The organism is Bdellovibrionales bacterium, assembly GCA_016716765.1.
Taxonomy (GTDB): domain Bacteria; phylum Bdellovibrionota; class Bdellovibrionia; order Bdellovibrionales; family UBA1609; genus JADJVA01.
In genome coordinates this window covers 777,673-797,342 of the sequence record JADJVA010000025.1, presented here as the reverse complement: position 1 = coordinate 797,342, position 19,670 = coordinate 777,673, and the positions used below count along the sequence as shown (strand labels likewise).

The 19,670-nt window shown below is 45.2% G+C and carries 16 protein-coding genes; 1 reads left to right on the top strand and 15 read right to left on the bottom strand.

The annotated features are described in order from the left end of the window. Positions 1 to 39: 39 nt before the first annotated feature. The 5 genes from IPL83_20180 to IPL83_20160 all read right to left on the bottom strand — a co-directional run bounded on the left by IPL83_20180 (position 40) and on the right by IPL83_20160 (position 6,893). The gene (locus IPL83_20180; GenBank protein ID MBK9041442.1) at positions 40 to 1,539 is read right to left on the bottom strand and encodes an AgmX/PglI C-terminal domain-containing protein; all 1,500 of its coding nucleotides are present in this window, start codon (positions 1,537 to 1,539) and stop codon (positions 40 to 42) included. Positions 1,540 to 1,544: 5 nt separating this feature from the next. Next, a complete protein-coding gene (locus tag IPL83_20175) occupies positions 1,545 to 1,787 on the bottom strand; it encodes a hypothetical protein (protein ID MBK9041441.1) in 243 nt (80 codons plus the stop codon). Beyond that, entirely contained in the window at positions 1,784 to 2,728 is a 945-nt protein-coding gene (locus tag IPL83_20170; protein ID MBK9041440.1) for a hypothetical protein, read from the bottom strand. The genes IPL83_20175 and IPL83_20170 overlap by 4 nt, the downstream gene beginning before the upstream one ends. Further along, a complete protein-coding gene (locus tag IPL83_20165) occupies positions 2,725 to 5,793 on the bottom strand; it encodes a tetratricopeptide repeat protein (protein MBK9041439.1) in 3,069 nt (1,022 codons plus the stop codon). Before IPL83_20165 ends, IPL83_20170 begins: the two co-directional genes overlap by 4 nt. A gap of 230 nt (positions 5,794 to 6,023) precedes the next feature. After that, the gene (locus tag IPL83_20160; GenBank protein MBK9041438.1) at positions 6,024 to 6,893 is read right to left on the bottom strand and encodes a PilZ domain-containing protein; all 870 of its coding nucleotides are present in this window, start codon (positions 6,891 to 6,893) and stop codon (positions 6,024 to 6,026) included. A gap of 278 nt (positions 6,894 to 7,171) precedes the next feature. Here IPL83_20160 and IPL83_20155 point away from each other — a divergent pair, with 278 nt between their 5' ends. Beyond that, entirely contained in the window at positions 7,172 to 7,903 is a 732-nt protein-coding gene (locus IPL83_20155) for an HAD family hydrolase (protein MBK9041437.1), read from the top strand. A gap of 211 nt (positions 7,904 to 8,114) precedes the next feature. On the opposite strand, the gene IPL83_20150 is transcribed toward IPL83_20155, so the two are convergent. From IPL83_20150 to IPL83_20105, 10 genes are all read right to left on the bottom strand, one after another. Further along, a complete protein-coding gene (locus tag IPL83_20150) occupies positions 8,115 to 8,777 on the bottom strand; it encodes a methyltransferase (protein MBK9041436.1) in 663 nt (220 codons plus the stop codon). 6 nt (positions 8,778 to 8,783) lie between these two features. Further along, positions 8,784 to 9,785 (bottom strand): HD domain-containing protein, encoded by a 1,002-nt coding sequence (locus IPL83_20145; protein MBK9041435.1) that lies wholly within the window; start codon positions 9,783 to 9,785, stop codon positions 8,784 to 8,786. Between the two features lie 73 nt (positions 9,786 to 9,858). Continuing rightward, positions 9,859 to 10,554: a hypothetical protein gene (locus IPL83_20140; GenBank protein MBK9041434.1), complete on the bottom strand. Its 696-nt coding sequence runs from the start codon at positions 10,552 to 10,554 to the stop codon at positions 9,859 to 9,861. A gap of 2 nt (positions 10,555 to 10,556) precedes the next feature. Beyond that, entirely contained in the window at positions 10,557 to 12,365 is a 1,809-nt protein-coding gene (locus IPL83_20135) for a hypothetical protein (protein MBK9041433.1), read from the bottom strand. Positions 12,366 to 12,391: 26 nt separating this feature from the next. Beyond that, positions 12,392 to 13,906, bottom strand: a complete 1,515-nt coding sequence (gene purH, locus IPL83_20130; protein ID MBK9041432.1) for a bifunctional phosphoribosylaminoimidazolecarboxamide formyltransferase/IMP cyclohydrolase — start codon at positions 13,904 to 13,906, stop codon at positions 12,392 to 12,394. Then, a complete protein-coding gene (locus IPL83_20125; protein ID MBK9041431.1) occupies positions 13,906 to 15,291 on the bottom strand; it encodes an MCE family protein in 1,386 nt (461 codons plus the stop codon). The genes purH and IPL83_20125 overlap by 1 nt, the downstream gene beginning before the upstream one ends. Then, the gene (locus tag IPL83_20120) at positions 15,288 to 16,061 is read right to left on the bottom strand and encodes an ATP-binding cassette domain-containing protein (GenBank protein MBK9041430.1); all 774 of its coding nucleotides are present in this window, start codon (positions 16,059 to 16,061) and stop codon (positions 15,288 to 15,290) included. Before IPL83_20120 ends, IPL83_20125 begins: the two co-directional genes overlap by 4 nt. A gap of 2 nt (positions 16,062 to 16,063) precedes the next feature. After that, positions 16,064 to 16,921: an ABC transporter permease gene (locus IPL83_20115; protein MBK9041429.1), complete on the bottom strand. Its 858-nt coding sequence runs from the start codon at positions 16,919 to 16,921 to the stop codon at positions 16,064 to 16,066. Between the two features lie 25 nt (positions 16,922 to 16,946). Then, a complete protein-coding gene (alr, locus tag IPL83_20110; protein MBK9041428.1) occupies positions 16,947 to 18,122 on the bottom strand; it encodes an alanine racemase in 1,176 nt (391 codons plus the stop codon). 2 nt (positions 18,123 to 18,124) lie between these two features. Beyond that, positions 18,125 to 19,669, bottom strand: a complete 1,545-nt coding sequence (locus IPL83_20105; protein MBK9041427.1) for a GGDEF domain-containing response regulator — start codon at positions 19,667 to 19,669, stop codon at positions 18,125 to 18,127. Position 19,670 lies beyond the last annotated feature (1 nt).

Here is a 19,670-nt window from a genome sequence, read left to right as displayed (position 1 = left end):
TCAGCATGAACCCACTCGTTCTCTCGGCGAGAGAGAAGTTTAATTCGTTGCCTTAAATAGGAATGGATACGTCACGACGACAGCTGTCCCACCCTTTGGCTTGGGAAACCGCCATCCTGATACACGCCTCAAAATACATCCCTCAACCATGGCGTTACCAAGCGTTGTCGATCCAATTGACTGCGAAACAACCGATCCCGTTTCACCAATCGTAAATTTAATTAACACCTTTCCATAAAGATCAGGACTCGCACTTAACTGACGTTCATAGCAGTATCGAATCTGTCCAATCTGGGTTTTGATTACACCCGATATAACGTCCTTATCCAAGCCCCCGTCCACTTCCGTCTCCTCTTCAATCACACCCACTGTGGCGTTCCCTACATTTCCTATACTCAAACCGCCGCTTCCCTTATACTCAGCAGAGCCTCCACCCTTACCCGATGTTGCAACCCCATCTACTCGGTAGGCCTGAGTTCCAACCTTAGCACCAGGTTTGATTGCGGCCGTTCCAGCTACACCTAGGGCCGGTCCACTGGGAACAGAATCCGGTGCCCGACCAACAGATTCGATATAGTTGGCCGTAGTCGCGGCGCGCTTCGATATCTTTCCTATAAGTTGAGAGAGTCCGGCAGCGCGAATCTTGGTCACAACTTTTGCGGCAACTTGAGAAATCTCTGGGCGTTTGCCCTGCTGAGAAGATGTTGGCTTTAGCCCCTCAGAGCCCATCGATTTAGATTCCCCGACAATGGTCTTTGTGGCCTTGGTTGCTTGCTCTCTTTTGCTTTTGAGTGTCTTTGCATCGAAAATCATACGCGTGAAATTATTCGCATCCGGTTTAACAGCCATCGAATCTGATGGCTTTCTCATTTCGAGAATGAGAATAATCGAGATAATAAACCCCAGGGCTGCTGCGACCATAAGAGAAAACTTGAGATTGGAATCAAAAAACGGCTCCTCTGAGTTATCTTTATCATAACCAATATCAACCCGTGTACCCACTCTCCTCTGCTGAATAACAATGTTACCAAAGTTTTGACTGGTCCACTTGTGATCCTCTGGGCAGTTAAAACTCATTTCCTTATCAGCCAACATCATTCGGTATGGAGTATCCAAATCCAATAACAATGTCTCTTGTACGAAGCCATCCTTCTTTACAATCACCTGGTGAAAAATCTTTGATCCAGGTGCTATCTCCGAATTGGTTTGTTCAGATGAGAACAGAGTCAAATTTATCTCTCGGGGAATAATGTTAATCGTGTGCCCGCCTATACTAACCAGAGTTGGGGAGCTAATTGTCTGCTCCACAATGGGCCGCTTTTCAATCCAAGTGCCCTTATCGCTGCCCATGTCTGAAATCTTCCAACCCTTATCATTTTTTTCAAGAATGGCATGAACCCCGCTAACATCCTCTCCCAAAAGATGAATATCCGCATCTCGAGATGAGCCCAATGTAACGGTTGAACGACCCTTCAACCGGTGCCGACCGACAAAGCGATTCCTATAATTGTGAACTAACTCCAATTCAAATCTTCGCATTGGCCTCACCTTAAGTAATCTACGGAACTTTTTATTTCCTCATCAAAATGCTTTTGAACCTTATAAAGGGGCATAAACTTGACGCCCTTTTTCTGTAGCAAATAGGCACCATCTGGATTTCTCACTTGGCCATCAATGTCAGACCCTTCAAAGTTAACTTCTTGAGTCTTTTTATGACTCTTGCCTTTTTCTCCGTGCGCCACATCGGAAATAAAAAAAAGCGGTATTAGCGCCATTATGAATTTCATTTTCTTACCTCTCCGCCAGCATCTTCTTTCCCTCGAAGACTGACCTTTTCCTGAGTGGCTGGCTTTCGTTGGCTTAATAAGTTCTCAAGAGTCTTAATTTTACTGTCAATATTAAATGAAGGAGTACCAGCAAGCTTCCCCTTCAAGATGAGGGATTTGAGCTTGCGGTACAATTCCAGCGCTCCCTCCTCATCCTTCATCTGCTCTTCAAATATCTGAGCTTGACGAAGTCTCAGATCCACGCGATCGGGCGAATCACCAATCGCCAAGTCTAGTAACTCGAGACTTTCTTTAGACTTCTTCAACTTAAAATAGCAATAAGCCAATTGATCCACGACGATGGGATCTCTGCTTTTTTCCTTAATCACAAGACTCAAATGATCTGCGGCTTTGGAAAAGTCCAAATCCCTCAAATGGATTTGGCCTAAGAGGTAATGTGCGGCGATATTTCCCGAATCAAAGCGCAAGGACTCTTCAACAGAGGCTAAGGCCGCCATATTTTCCTTCATGAACCACAACACTCTGCCCTTCTGGTAATAAAATATTCCAGTTGCCGGAGCTTTCGTGAGTGCGACATCAATCATCCATAGAGCGCGCCGATAATCCTGTCTCTCCAGAGCTCCAAGGCTCAGGTAATAAACACCCCAAGGGCTCTGAGGTTCAATTTGTGCAAGTCTATGGCCAATGGCTTCCACCTCTTTCCAGCGATTTTCTCTGAGACAACCGTTGGCCATTTTTACCCATTCAATCCAAGTGGTCTGCTTTTCTAAGTCTACGGCCTTCGGACAGGTCATATAGTGATTCGTCGCAAGAACAGATTGGCCTTTGACTGACTTTGTATATTTGCTCACATCTACTTTTGGTTTTGACCCTACCGTTGCGCACCCACTCAAGAGGATCAGGGTAACAAGTCGCAATTGAAACAGGGAAAGGATTCTCATGTGCCGACCTCCTGGCTAAACGCGGGCAGAACAGGGGCTGGCGCCAAAATATCGACTCGAGGCATTTCATCACTGATCATATTGGCCTGGTTGAGCTTTTGTTGTAGCCTTGCTACTGATCCATCTCTGATCTTTAGCTTCCGCGATAGTTCCAGAGACTGAGCCAATGCCTCCACACTTTTCTCTTCAAGTGGAATTGCCAATTTTTCCATTTCTTCCCGAAATACAGGTTCGTCTCGCGATTCAAGACCCTCAGGGAGTTCCATGCCGCGAAGACTGTTCACAAAATGCCGATAAAGATCACTTAGCTTTTCCAGTGAACTTACAGTTGTGTCGGGATTTCCATACTTAATCGAATCCTGATAGGCTTGTTGGGCTTTTTCTAACTTCTCAGTCTTTAGAGCTAAAACGACAGTTATCCGCTCGGCTTTTCCTTTTACGCTTTGATTGTAAAATTCCTTTTCAAGGATTTGGGCCTGGATAAATCTGGCCCTTGCTAAGGCCCTTTTCGATGCGCTTTTCCCTAGTGACACTATTTTCTTCGCTTCATTAAATGCTTCGGAAAGATCACCAGAACTGTATATTTCCTCTAGTATTTCAAGACGCGCCAAACTTGCCTGTGGTTCGCGTCCAGAATGAGCCACCGCTTTAAGAAGGGCCTTTCGGGATGGTCCCACCGCCTTATCGCGAGATAATATTTCGAGTTGTTCGAGAGAATGAAACGAGATAGCCGCATCTTTAGAGGATCTCAACTCCTCGTATAAGGAGATCGCCTGATCGCGACGGCCAGAAATGGATTGATAATCAGCTGCTAAACTCTTCCATTTTGCCGACGAGGAAACATCTGCCTTACTCAAAAGAAGGAGAACGCGCGAAGCCCTTTCAAGCTGAACAATTTCCTCATATGTCTGAGCGGCTCTCAAAAGAGCTTCAACAGACTTTTTGGAATTTGGATATTTTTGGTAAAATTGCTCGCATGCGTCAGCTCCTCCCAATAGATCTGACAGTTTAAAGTGCACCTGTATCGAATTCCACCATGCTTTTTCAGTCAAAGGCGAGCTTGGGTTCGCTGAAATAAAGCCCTTATATCCCACCAGGGCTTGGTTGAGATCGCCTTTTTCCTCAATCGTTTGAACCTCCATAAAATAGGCCTGCTCGTATATCTTCGTGAGCTTGTCTTTTCGATCGCCCGTCCCCTTTTCTGACTGCCTCAACTGCGCGGCATAATTTTTGAGAGAGGCGTAGTCCTTTTTAATATTGAGAATGTCCAAATAAAGATCCTGAGATTTACGACCTTTTTCATCTTTCGCAAACTCATTTCCCAATCGATGAAATACAGGGGCTGCATCTCCATATCGACCTTTATCATAGGCAATGAGGCCCACTTTAAACTCAAGGTCTAATCGAAATTTTCCGTCCTTGTGGCGGTTAACATATTCTCTCACAAGAGAGCCAAACTGCTTTTCGTCTTGATCACTCCACTTTTCGCCAACTGCCTTCTCAAGTGCGAGTGAGGCTGCATACAGACCCTCGTGACTCTTCTCCACTCGAGTTGATCCCTTTCCGACAATAGAATAACTATCGCTCGCTTCACGAAATTTATTTCTTTGAAAAAGAAGTTCTGCATATGAAAATCTAACATCAAGGGTTTCTTCAGAAACTATGGCCCGACGCAAGTAGATTTCAAATGCCTTCTCCGCACTCTCAGCCAAGTTTCCATTTTCCTTCTTTGTTCGCCATAGCTTGTGCCATCTCGTAGCCAAGCGCAATGAAGTGTCCTCTAATTTTTCATTGCACAGATCATGTGGCTGAGGCCCTGCGTCTGCGACTGAGGTTTTTGTCCCATTAGATTTTTTTGCTGGTGCGTTTGCCGAAAGTTTTCCCAACTGAACCATTTCCCAGCGCCCTTTGGGCTCACAGATTTTGAAGAGAGATTCCAATTGAGCGACAGCCGATGGGTAATCTTTCAGATTGTCATAAGCTATCGCCAACTCATTATCCACATCAGGTCGTAAATCAGACTCCGGCTGATTCTTCGAGAAATCCCTGAGAACCGCGACAATATCTCCAAATCGACTGTGCCGCTTATATAGATTTGCCATCTTAATTAAGTAAGGACCCACCTCAAGCCCCTGAGCTTGTTCGCTAAAATAAGTCCAAGCTTTACTTGCAGGATATACTTCTTCAAAGAAAATCGTCATATCTGAAAGAGCTTCACGTCGCAAATCGAGTCGAGCATCGATATTGTTCTTGACGACAAAACGACCGTATTCGACGGTCTTTTCAAGCTCCTTTAATCCAGCCAGTGCATTTCGCATGTTGTAATAAGTCCATCCAGCTTTATACAAGCCGTAGGGATAGACTCTCGAATCTGGATATTTTTTTATTGCATTAAAGTGATCAAGAGCATTCTTGAAATCTTGACGATCAAAAGATAACTCGCCAATCGCCAAATGACAATCTGGGACCAACGAAGAATCACCAAACGTCTTGATCAACAGCCAATAGCGCTGCTCAGCTTCTCTATTTTGGCCCAACTGTTGTCGTGCAAAAGCATTGTTAAAAAAGACGACATCCATTTGTCCATAATCACGAAACTTACTCTGGATAGTTTCGTAAATGTCAATGGCCGACTGAATTGCCTTACGCGACGAAACTTTAGTTATCTCTTCGGGAGCCAATGTCACAACTGTATCGGAGAGACGATTCAGTTCAAAGAACGTCTCTGATTTTGCTCTCCGCATATACATCTCTGCCAAGCGAAACATGAGATCCGGTTCCAAAGGCGTTCCCCTGTATTTCTTTAACAAGGCCTGGATTTGCTTGACGGCTCGCTCTTCACTCGCAGTCACCAGCATTTCCGTTTTTATGGCGCGAACCTCATTTCCTCTATCATCCCCCTCCACGAATTTAAGATCCGTCAAACCACCTGTTTCATTGGGAGATTTTTCCTTGCCCTTGGCCGTGGCCACTTCGCTACAAATGAGAGCGAACATGACTCCAAAGGTCGGAATGCCGATTCGAAATACGAAATGAATTTTTGGATTCCAATGATCCCTGTTCACTTAAATCACCAATTTTAAGCTGTATGAAATTCCGTCCCTAACTGTCAAAATAACAGAAGGACTTAATCTGAATACAGCATGTACCCATTCTATTTTGATCATCCTTGACGTCTAATAACGTCCGTATTTGCTCTCAAGGTACATGCAAGACTTCGAGCTTTCCAATTTCAACTGACCAACTATCAATTCCAAATCCAACAAAATCATACAAAGTCACAAAAAATCAGTTCCTATGCCACTTCTGTGCGATTTGTAAATTCCTGCAAAAGGCTCTGAGCTGAGGGACTAATATGAGTGAATCTTAGCCCATATCGAATAGGCGTATTGCGATCTTTCACTCCCTCAACAAACTGTTTGCTAACAACTTCACAAGTGGCATTAAACGGCGGGACCTCATCTCCGGGCTTGAAATGAAGATAGAGAATCTGTCCCGGAACTATCATGGCATTTTCCATGATAACGCCTGCTCCACCGGCACTTATTTCAACCCCCGTCCCCTTCCAAACACTTTTATTATCATGAATAAGCACGGTACCACCAAATTTCACACGGCGATGACGACGACGAAAAAATACTTCGGAAATATCCGGCATATCCGTGGTTTGAATCTGACTGATATACGCAGGTTTGAATGCATCAAGGTCCGCTATCCTCACCCAGGTCGAAAGACCAGGATGCCAAGCAAAATCAAACTCAAAGGCAACCTTTTCCTGAAGCATTTTTAGCACTTCGCGATAGGAGAATGGGCCAAATTTATTATCACCTTTGAGAACATACCATTCGACAGCCTGGTGGGTCGTCTTGGATTTTAACCCTAACATGGCTTCATCAAATATTGGATCTGTTTTATATTCGTCGCTTTGATGGCTATTCACAGGCGCATGAACTTTTGGTTTTGGAGGGCTGGCGGGCTTGTGATCTTTTAGTAGCAATGTAAGATCTGGATGTTCCATAAGTAACACCCAATCGCTCTTGGCCGGGTCATAAAGGTAATCGAGAATTGTTAACTCCGATTTTTTCACCATCTCAAAAATGGCTTGGACCGAATAAGGGCCAATCTGATTTCCGTTATGAGAAACATAGAAGCCTTCCGAACTCATAGTAAAATCCTTCTTTTATTTAACAAAAAATCCGCAACCTAGTCTAAATATCGGATTTTGCTGACTCTGACTTAAGCGTGCTCCGTCAATTTTCAACAATCTGAATCACTAAAGAATTTATCCCGTGCCATTTTGAGGCAAATGGGATCAAATTCTTAGCCAGCTAAAATTCAAATATCTTGGTTGACAAGATATTGCATTCAAGGAAAGAAGTGCCGAGGCCCCTCGAAGAAAGAAACGCATTTAAATGAGAGTGCGTATTTAGAAAGGAAATTCGATTGAAAAACGCATTTGAAATTAAGCACGTTTTATGTGATTTGGCTCGTCAGCGCAAGGAGCTGAAAGACTCACCATTGCTTGCTGTTTTTGATTTGGATTCTACCCTTTTCGAGGTGAGTCCACGAACCCAAGTGATTTTGAGAGAATTCGCAACTCATAATGAAACAAAGAAGCGCTATCCAAAAGAAGCTATTGAGTTGGAGCAAATCATCATACATCCCATTGACTGGGGCATAAGGCCTCCTTTGGAGAGAAGTCAGATTCGATCGACTCTCGATTTCTTTGAAACTCTTAGAGCATTTTGGGTCGAAAGGTTTTTTAGCAACGATTATCTCCAACACGATGTTCTTTATGAGGGAGCTTTAGAATTCGTACAGGAACTCCACGAAGCAGGCGCCACAATAAAGTATCTGACGGGCCGAGACCATGAAAGAATGGGACGAGGAACATTGGAAGTTCTCGGTCAATGGAACTTCCCCGTTCAAAATCCACATTCTCACGTGATTCTTAAGCCACATCAAAGTCTGGAGGATGCAGCATATAAGGTCGAGAGACTCATCAATCTTTCCAGCCGATATGAAGAAATTTGGTTTTTTGAGAATGAACCTGTGATCATCCATGAAGTGATTTCCAAAGTTCCCAAAGTCAAAGTGGTCTTTGTTGATACAATTCATAGCGGAAAAGCCAAGACTCCAGTTGATTTACCCAGTATCAAGGGTAGTTTTAAATAGCATAAACTGGCCCGCTTAATTGTTGTTCCAAACTCCAAAGGTCCTGGCTGAAGCAATCTCAGGAGTCCAGGATCTTCAAACATGCGTCCGGCAGCAGCGCTCACGTCGTGAGCACTGCACCAAGCCGAACTCGATCCTGAACTCCTGAGATTGCTTCAGCCAGGACCTTTGGAGTTTGGAACAACAATCAAGCGGAAATGTATACTCTTTCTTACTTTGAAGGTAAGAGAATCAGAACAAATTCGGCCTTATCGACTTTGAGTTGGCTCAAGACTTTTTTCGCAGTTCCCTCAAGAAATTCTTCCTCGGCCTGACTGAGGTTAAGTCCCAATAAGATGAGGTTTTCTGGATGACTGACTGCTAACTCCGCCAAAATTTTTTTTAATCGGTAAGGAGTATCCATCAAGACCACTGGAATTTTCACATTTTTTAATTCGGCAAGCTGAGAAATTCTTTCTTCCGTTTTTGCAGAAATAAATCCACGAAAGAAGAACTGGTCCAATCGACGCCCGCATATACTCAATAAGGACATAAGGCTTGAAGGCCCCGGCACGGATTGGACTCTGATTCCTGCTTTCCTGCAGCGTGAAACCAACTCAGCTCCAGGATCACAAAAACCCGGAGTTCCGGCATCAGAAATCAAAGCAGTCGATTTCGTTCGACAAATTTCGACGAGCCGATCAATGTCCTCACGATCTGTATGTTCATTGAGAACCTCAAGCGGAATTCCGGATATTCCGTGATGACGCAAAAGCTTGGATCCTTCCTTTCGCTCCTCGGTAATAATGACCTCGACCTCACGAAGAATACTGAGAGCTCGAAGTCCCATGTCATCATTATTTCCGATAGGAGTCGCTATCACATAGAGAGACATTTCGGCCTACGATCTTAATCGATTTAGCTGCTTGCGGAATACTTCAAGATACAGGTAACGATCGAATTGTTGATTGTAACGAGTCCAGCCTTCACCCTGATCCAATTCAGACTTCAAAGCTCCAACCATGGTATTTATCTTTGAGTCCAGTTCATCAACCATTGCCACTACCATTGCCTCCAGAAACTTAGGCCGCTTGGGAGATCCATACTCCAGCTTTCCATGATGACTCAATACAATGTGTTTGAGTTCGTCCTTCAAAGCCATAGGGAAACCTAATATTCTCCCGGCCTTCTCATCAATGATTTGGCAGGCTATTGCCATGTGACCAACTAAGCGACCGGCATCGGTGTACTGAATTCCAGATGAAATTTCTAGTTCCCAAATTTTGCCTATATCATGAAAGATAGCCCCAAAAATCAGATAGTTTCGATTTAAAACTGGATAATGTTTTGCAAGAAATTCCATAATCCCGCAAATACTCAATATGTGCTCAAGCAGACCGCCGATGTTGGCATGGTGAATTGTTTTGGCGGCAGGGCAAACCAAGGCTCTTTCCCTTATTGATTCATCGCTAAAAACTGATCGAATAAGTTCTCGAATGTGAGGATCATCCAGGGAATCGATAATCAGGCAGAGCTCGTCATACATTTCTGCCGGACTTCTCAGAGCGTCAGCAACAAAATCTGCTCGATTGATTTTGTCGACCGGCACCCTCTTTAAGTCATGCACTACAAGCTGACGGCGATTTTGGTACAAATGGACGTGTCCCTTCACAAAAACAAAATCGCCCTGCTGAAACAATTGGCCAACGGCCTCTGCCTTCTCCCAAACCTTTGCGTCAATTGCTCCGCTGACATCAGAGAGACTGAGACTTAAATAAGAACGGCCATTTTTATCCGTCAATGCAATTTTTTCTTGAACAAGAAAAATGGCCTCTACCGCATCTTTGTCCTTGAGCTCACGAACATATTGCTTGACTTGATTTTCAGCAAGAACGTCAGACATTGAGGGCCCCAATTCCAAGTGATAATATCAAGAAAATAGAGTTCATCTTTAAGATCTCCTTTCATTGCACTATCTAGTGTAGACAGAGTTGGCTCTTGTAGCGTGAATCTGTGATCGAGAGACTCGTCACTAATAACTCTTCAGGGCTCGTGTAGACAAACAAATAGGTCCCAGAAACAGCATAAATATATCTTTGCTGAGTAGAATTAAGTCTCCATCCCAATTGGCTCAAGGTTTGATGATAAAAAGAGGTAATTTCAGAATATTTATCGCAGCCCATTCCCCATTTCTCAGCCTCTATATTTTTGGTCGGAGCGCGGCTGACGAAATAGACCTTCAAATGCTTGGGCTGCATAGACTCAGTTAACTTCACTTTTGCGGACCAGTAGAAATCACCGCGCACACCAGTAACCCAATCAGCTAAATCGAGGACACCACCTCCTCTTGCCAGATGAAATTCAGCATTACTTCTCAGGATCCCAGCCCCATCAGCAACTAGCTTTACTGTAAGCTCAACTGACCGACGAGGAATTTGAGCAATTATTTCACCATCGGTCTGAGAGTTTTCTGGTTTTGCCTTCCTAAAAACCTTCAGGTATTCGGATTCAACCTCCTTGATGAGCTCAACCGGGACCTTCACATATTTGTCGGTCCCATTCATTTGCCCACTTGAAAGATTCTGGGACAAAACAATCGGTGAAGATTTCGAACAGCCTGCGCTGAAAAAGCACAATATTGTCCAAATAACAAAATAGTTCGACCGCTTCACAACTAAAAGCTTCCCTTAGGCATAAGGCCCTCACGTTCAGCCCTCTTCTTGACGCGATAAAGCGGACGGTAATCCTTAGACAAACGAAAACCTTCCACCAAATAACCTTGCGCCTCAGAATAATTTTTCAATGAGAAATGAGCCTCAGCCAGACCAGCCAAACCAACCAGAGATTTTTCGTCTGCGCGATACAGAGCCTGCCAAAGCTCTAAGGCCATCTTATGTTTACCCGCTCGAGCGTAAAACCGACCCTGCAAAATCATCGGCAATGCAAGTCGAATGCTTGCATTTAGCTCTGTCGCCTTGCCCAAAGCCACAGAAGCTCTCGTCTCCTGCCCAATTCCATCGAGAATAAAGGCATAGAGAGACTGGACCAAAGCATCCTTGACCCCTTGAGCTACTGCATCATCAACAGATTTCAGGGCTTCCACTTCCTGCCCTCCTCGAAAATAACAATACCCACGCAAAGCCTTTACTCTTGGTGAAAGCGTCATGCCTCCGACCATTTGCAAACACATTTGATGGAGCGACTTCCAAGAAACTCGACCACGATACACAAACAAATCGTGACGGTGATCTTCCGTTTGCATAGGATCTATGTCGAGAATAAGACCTAACTTCTGTTCTAATTGCTCATTTCGACCCGAAATGAAATCGATGTAGCCGAGCATTAATGCTGCTTCCTGAAAGTAATCAAATGATTTCTGCATATGTCGCGTCAGTTGTTTCTGCGCGTGCTCTAGGTATCTGGGATCCTTTTCTTCGCGGAAAAGATTTATATCGGTCTCGGCCAACATCAGATAGGCTGCTCCCTCGTCAGTGCCCTGATCAACGACAGAAGAAAGCCACTCCCTTGCAATTTTAAATTCCCGACGCTGTAAGGCCGAAGCTCCCAAATTTATCTTTGCCGGCGCATAGTAGGGATCCAAAGCCAGAGCCTTTTTGAATTTATCATCTGCTGAAATCGAATCTCCGTCTATCAGGTCTGCAATACCGATGGCGGTCATCGCCAATTTAGGAAAAACGCCACGACCGCTCGAGAGGACTTCCTGAAGTTTTCTGCGGCCCTCGACCGTTTGACCCGCAACTTGAATTTGCAGAGTTCCTAAATAGGCGTAAATATCGCCGTCTCGCGGGTCCAGACGATAAGCCTTTTGAAAGTATTCCATCGCCTCGGCATAGTCCCCGACGACAAGAGATTCCATTGCCATACGTTTAACATCCGTCGCCGTTTCTTTATTCTGAAAAGGAACAGCCACAAAGCGATTATAAAAAACGAAAGTGACGATGCCAAAAAGAATCGCTCCAGTTACCAACCAAGCCAACCGAGCAGTTGCTCGAGCTTGGTTGGCAATCACCAGATCATTTTGATAACCAAATGATTTGTAAGGCTGGGACCCACCCGCCTGCGATGAAGGCTGGGACCCACCCGCCTGCGATGAAGGCTTGGACCCGTCATCAATGTCCTCATAAACTATTTCGGCCTTGGATCTCTGAAATTTACTTATTTCATCTGTGCGATCATCTGAAAATCCATCAACCGGTTCAGTTACAGTAATTGTACCTGTGCCCTCGATCGCAGTGGTAACTGTATCCTCGCCAAACCTATAGTTTTGAACTCGGATTTCTTCGATGACATTCGCAAAAAAAGGAACATCTTTGGCGCAATTCCAACGTCTACATGGCTGGGAGACTTCGTCCATCACCGAAATTTCCCGAGATCTTAGCAACTGTTCAATTTGCTGTTTAGAATAGGGGCCCACCACTCTCCCCCCGCTCTTGACCAACCATGGCTTATCTTGAGCTGTCAATCCCCCCCCTATAAGCTCCCTTAGCTCTAATGCTGAAAATGCCTTGTTCCTGTAAGCACCATAGTCACACCAAGGTCTTTGGCCCTAGTGAAGACTTCCTCATCCTTTACTGAACCACCTGGCTGAACCATCCACTTGACCCCAGCTGCCGCAGCGATTTCAACAGAATCTGGAAAAGGAAAAAATGCATCGCTCGCCAAAACAACTGACTTGGCCTTTGAATGAAACTTCCGCATTCGGACAATCGCCTGTTCCACCGCATCGACTCGGTTCACCTGACCCATCCCCAGCCCGACAGTAACGCCTCCTGCAACCAAAGCTATTGCATTGCTTTTGAGATGCGCACACACTTTCCAAGCCAAACTGAGGTCACTCCTCACCTCTGCGCTCGGAGATTCTCCAATAATCTTCCAAGCGCTGGACCAACCAACCACCTCGTCCTGGGTTTGAACCAAAAAACCGCCCCGAATCGATTTTAATTTCAACTCTGGTGACCGATCCACAATCTGTGGCCATTTCAGTACTCGCAAATTCTTCTTTTTAGAAAAAATCTCCAATGCACTAGGAGAATAATCTGGAGCAAGGATGCACTCCAAAAAAATCTCGCTAAGCTTTATCGCCATATCACCATCCACTTTTCCGTTAATGGCCACGACACCACCAAAAACGCTCACCGGATCTGCCTTCAAGCTCCCCACCACAGCCTCAAATGCTGTTTTACCTATCGCAACCCCACAAGGATTGTTATGTTTGACAGCAACACAGGCAGGTTCGCTAAATTCATGAAGAGTCTCAGAAGCCGCATCCAAATCTAATATATTATTAAACGAAAGGGGCTTTCCTTGCAGAACTTGGGATTGATGAAGGCCTGATTTTGCGGATGGCAATTGGTACCACCCAGCAAGTTGCTGAGGATTTTCTCCATATCTCAGGGGAAGGACAAAATCACCACCAAACGCAAAGGATGGATATGTTTGATCGGCCCCAAGATAGCGGGAAATCATTGCATCATAGCTCCCAGTTAAAGCGTAGACCTTTGCAGCCAAAAACTGACGGTCCTTCAGAGTCAGTTCACTTTTTTTGCTGATCCAATCATAATCTCCTGGACTACATACAACTGAAATCCGCGAAAAATTTTTCGCGGCCGAGCGAAGCATCGAAGGACCACCAATATCGATAAATTCAATTTGTTCCTCTTGAGACTTCTCCTGTTTCAAGGCCTCGGAAAAAGGGTAAAGATTGACGACAATTAAATCAAAAGGCTCGAGGCCTTCATCCTCAAGCAGTTCCATGTCTGAACTCACCAAGGCACGTGCCAAAATTGGCATATGGACTCTCGGATGAAGAGTTTTAACTCGACCATCCATAACCTCGGGAGAACCCGTTTGTTCTGAAATATCAACAACTGTAAACCCAGCTTCATTTAAATAACGAGCCGTTCCGCCCGTTGAAACAATGCGAAGACCCTTCGCAGCAAATGGCCTTAGAAATTCAATCAACCCGGACTTATCAGATACACTGACCAAAGCATTTTTAAACATTAGAATGAAACCTTCGAAGCTAAAGCTTTCAAGTCATCGTTAGTAATAAAGATCCCTGCTCCAATAAAGGAACTGAATTCACCAGCACGCCCCAAGATGTTATCGCCGCCACCTATCGCATAAATACCCGTCATGAGATTATATCGAGCATAAGCTCGAACATATATATCATTAAAATTAAAAGCCTCAAGACTTAGTCGCAAACGCCGATTCAAAAGGTGATAATCAAAACCGACCCCTCCTGAGTTCTCAATTATTCCACCTTTTATCGTAAAATCGTGAAAATTCTTTGCAAAAAGGGCATTGAACTTCACTTGATTACGATAGGTCTTCGTCTCATCAGTAATGGTTGGCGCCCCCCCATTCACTTCTGTGGATGTGGAAGTTGACTTCACGAGACCCTTCGGGTCATCCACAACACCTAACTCATAGTAACGATCAAGCCCTGGCTGGATTCGCAAAGAAAGAAAGGATTTCGCATCAGACATCTGAGTCAAATATTCTGAGTGAAAATCAACACTTGTTTCCATCTGGGCGGCTCCGCCAATGAAATCATTCACATTGCGTATGGCGGAATTCAGTTCATCAACGGTTTCCTCATCGTTGACTAGCCTACCAATTGTACCTTCCCCACGATTGACCTTGTCGGTGATTTCTTCGATATTTTTTAAGGTGGCATCGATTCGATGAAGCCCATCGACGGCTTTCTGCCAACCTGTTTTAAACCCTTTGGGACTGTCATCATTGATAAATTCATCCAAAGTTGCGGTGATTCCATGAACCTGGTCCACGATGTCATGAATCTTGCTCTTATTGTTACCAGTCAATTCGCTCAAATCTTTAGAGACCGTCTCAATATTTCTAAGAATGCGACCAATGGTCGTGGACTGATCGCCCTCGCTCGCCGCATTATTTAAGGTATCAGACAACTTCCCCAGGGATTCGGTGATCCTTCCGACTTCGTTCATGATTTTATCCATCGAACCTTTTTCTGAGGCATTGAAAATCTCTGAACCATCAGGAAGAAGTGGGTCGGCTGGATTTCCCGGAACCAATTCAACGTGTTTGTCGCCAAGAATGCCATCAGCCCGAATTTCCACCTTTCCCGACATCGTGAGCGGAACACCCTTGTCTATGATAATCCTCACTCGAGCCTTACCGGCCTCCAATACAATCTCATCGATAACGCCGACTTTGATCCCTGCCATCTTTACTGAGCTGTTGCGCACGAGCCCGCTTGCATCTTGGAGGACAAAACTATGTTTGCTGTTGCTCCCCAATATGCCGGGGCCCTCTGCCACTTTCATAGACATCACGGCGATGAGGCCCGCGACTGTCACCACGAGAACTCCCACTTTAAATTCGGGTGCATTAAAAAACATCATTTTTTGTAAAAACCCTTTTGAACAAATCTCTTAACCAGATCCACCTCTGAATGCAAAAAATCATCGACCGTTCCCGAGAGGAGCACCTTTCCCTTGTCTAACATCACTATGTACTCACCAATTCGAAAAGCAGCAAAAAGATCGTGGGACACAATCACCGAAGTGCATCCTTTTTGACGACGATGGGTTTCCAATATCAAATTATCCACCATTTCAGTGAGAATGGGATCTAATCCCGTCGTTGGTTCATCGTATAAAATGATTTCTGGATCAAGGGCCAACGCACGAGCCAATCCCACGCGCTTTCGCATCCCTCCGCTCAATTCGCCGGGCAATTTTGCAAAATGTTTGGCTTCCATTCCTGATATTTGCAATTTATTTACAGCAATATCGATCACTGCCCCAGGGCTCAAATCACGACGATGCTCCTTCAATGGAAAGCAAACATTTTCCAATACGGTCATGTCGTCAAAAAGAGCAGCGTACTGAAACAGCACTCCCAGTCGACACCTGTACTCGACTAGATCTTTATCTGACATTTCCCAGAGATTTCGATTAAGTACTTCGATAGTCCCAGATGTGGGCTTGAGAAGACCCAATATGTGTCTTAGCAATACACTTTTACCAGTACCTGAGTAACCAATCAGCACCGTAATGACACCCTTTGGAATACTAAGATTGAGGCCATTGAGAACAAAGTCCTTCCCCCCATCAAAAGACTTGTAAAGATCCTTTATTTCAATAGCTGAGCCCAATGAAGCGGTCTTCATCGTCATTCAATTCCCATGATGGCATAATAGAAACGAATCAGGTTGGTCATAAAAAAGTTGGAGCAGATAATTATAACCATACTGTAAACGACACCCTTATTGGTCGCTTCCCCAACTCCCTTTGCTCCACCCGTTGTGTTAAAGCCCATATAGGTGCAAACTGCCGCGAAGACCATGCCGAAAACACCGGCCTTTAACAGTCCTTCGTTGATATCGCCTGGATCTAGCCACAAGCGAATCTTGTCCCAAAACACGGCTTCATCTAAGCTCAAAACATGGATACACAAAAACTGAGCTCCGGCCATCGCAACGAAATCAAAAACACCGCACAACAAAGGCATTGTCAAAACAGCCGCCAAGATTCTTGGACTGACCAAATATTGCCGAGGGTCAATGCCCATCACTTCAAGAGCATCAATTTGCTCCGATACTCTCATTGTCCCGAGCCTTGCCGCCATCGCGCCGCCAGCTCTCGCCGACACAATCAATCCTGTCAGCACAGGCCCTAATTCACGTGTGATCCCCAGAGCCACAGTTGGGCCCACAAGATTCGTTGCATTCACCAAATTAAAACCAAGATAGATTTGGTAAGAAAGTGCCAAGCCAGTAAAGACGCCGGTAAGAGCAATAATTAAAATCGATTTGTTCCCAACAAACTCCATGTGCCTGACCATTTCGTCAAATCGAAAGGGCCTTGTAAACGCCAACCGCACAGACCCAATAAAAAATATTGTGGCTTTTCCGCACACGAAAAATATTTCATAGGTGTAGCGCCACAAGACCAGAAAAACTTGATCAATTTTGTGGTTTAAGGTCCGGCGATAGGAAATCCATGAATCCAAAAAACTTCGTGAAGCCATATTTCACCTTCATTGTCTTGCCGGTTCACTCTACCTCTCGCCGCGGTACCCGAGCTGTAATTCCCGTCATGATTTCATAGGAAATCGTGTCTAAATCCTGAGCCAAATCGACAGCCCTCAGAAGCTTAGTTGAATCCCCAAAAATTACCAGCTGATCTCCTACCTTCGGCTGTTCTGGCTCCGCAAGGGAAGACAAATCTATCATTGTGTAATCCATACACACACGACCTATCACCGGAACGGTGTGCCGACCGACTAAAAATTTCCCCCTATTTGAAAATGCTCGACGATAGCCGTCCCCATAGCCTACAGACACGACTCCAATTCGTGCTGGACCGCCAGCTTCCCAAGTTCCTCCGTAAGAAACGGATTCACCTTTTTTAAGGTCACGAATCATAATCAATTCGGCAGCAAGGGTCATTACAGGTTGCAGCTGTGAATCAACCCAAGTCTTGCCCGCTTCAGACACACAGTCACGACTATCAAAGCCGCCGTACAAGGCGATTCCCGGTCGGGAGCCAAGGCCTTTATATTGGCGCAGTGACGAATCATCTTCACTGGAGAAGCTTCGATTAATCAATCCGGCGCTATTGAGAGCATGCTTAACCAATGTCTGAGTTCCAAGAAGCCGCTCAATAGCAAATAGCTCCTCTAGCTGAAGCGCCGACCGCGAAACTTGACAACCCACATCATCCCCGCTCACCAGATGAGTACAGAGTCCGCTTAACCTCAAACCCGAAGCTTTTTCGAAATGCCTTCTCACGTCTAAAATCTGACTTGGTTGAAAACCGAGACGCCTCATACCTGTATCGATTTTAATATGAACCTTGAGGGTCTCACCCTGCCGTAACGCCTGACGAAGATATTCAATTTCTTCGAAGGTCGAAATGACGGGTACCAAGTTCTGATCAATAATGACTCGCGCGGCATCTCGGTGAAATATTCCAAACACAAAGATATCAACCTGGGTCAGACCCGCCTGACGCAGCTCTAAGGCTTCTTCAATAAGGGCCACCCCCAGACACGAGACACCTTCTGTGAAGAGCCAACGACCCACCCGAACAGCTCCATGACCATAGGCATTACATTTGATCATAGGACAGAAAAATTCATCCCGCCCTGAGAGAGATTTTAAGGCTCGGTAATTCGCGATGAGAGCCTGTCGATTTATTTCTACCGAGGTATTTCTAGACGGCTTCATGGTCACGTCGGACCTACCTCAAAATCAGCCACAAATCCATCGGGTACCGAAGCTAAACAGACCCTGTTCGCGCCGGCCTCTTTAACTTGAAAAAGAGCGTTGTCAGCCGACTGATAAAGCTCGTCGGCATCGTGACAAAACGAGGGATATTCGCTCACTCCCACGCTGACAGTCACGGCCTTTTTCCCTCCCAAAACCTTTGAGAAGTCTGCTGACTCGACCATTCTTCTCAATCTCTCCGCCTTGATGGCCGCCCCCCTGCTGCCAGTGTGCGGTAGTACCAGCCCCAGCTCGTCTTCACTCAATCGTCCAACGATATCGTTGATTCTACTGGTCTTCCTTACTATTCCCGCAACTGCTCTCAACAAAAGTCCTATGGACTCACTGTCTGCTGTCTTTTTAATCTCTCCAAATCGATCAATCCCAATTCTGATCAAGGACACTGGCAATTTTGTTCGACGAGAGCGAGAGAGCTCTTCTCTCAATCTGGAATCAAAACTCCTTTGATTCCAGACCTGAGTCGTTGGGTCAGAAGTTTCCAAGCTGTGAATCCGGCCCCTCAGTGCCAACTGGAGACAATGGCTCCACACATAATTCAACATCAAACGAAAAGGAACTTCGTCAATTCCAAGATCCTGTTTAGCGACGACAATGATTCCCTTCACTCCCCCATCCTCGATCAAAGGATAGGACAAAAATTCTTTGATGTTCAAAGCAGACGCCAACATCTCTCGAAAAGCTGGAATATCTGCAGGGGTTTTAAGTTGTGCCGAGGTAAAGTCCATCTGGCCAAGAGAAAAATCAATCCCCACGCCACGATACTTTTCTGCCACCAACCCCGAAGCCAAATTTAAGAAAAGTGAACGTCTCGCAGGCAGATACTTAAAAAAAATCACTGGCTGACCAAACCAGGCGTAGGCATTTTCCAATAATAATTCTATGCCTTCCTGCATTGTCCCCGCGGCACTCATTTTCTTCATCAATTCACCAAGACTTTGCAACTGAACAGATACCCGCGTTTCGAGAGGTTGGGTGCCTTGAATATTTTGGGTAGCCAATTGCTCAGCCCTCGGCTGCTCCTTGGCATTTGGGTCTCGATTTTCATCGGCCAATTGACCCTTCAAAACCTGTAATTTGGCTATCAATTGTTCGTTCTTATACTGAAAATAATCGCGCTCAGCCCCTCGATCGATGGCCCCGACTAACTGTGCGCTATCGATAAGTGGCCAGCTCAATACATCATAGAGACCCTTTGTTAGCATCGAAAAAAATTCTTGTTCTTCTCCGCGATGACAAATTGCGATCACATGGGTTTCTGGACAGAAATCAAGAAATTCACGCAAGCGATCGTATGAAAGAAGGCCACCGTCAATAATGATGAAATGGGGTGGACTGTTTGGCAAGGCAGCCAAGGCCCCTTGAAGCGATTCATGTTTGTCCACTCGATAATCCAGAGAGGAGAGTACGTCAGAAATAAACCTCCGCCTTGATTCGTTAGAATCAATCGTATAGACGAGAAAGGAACTTCGGTACTTGCGTATATTCAAC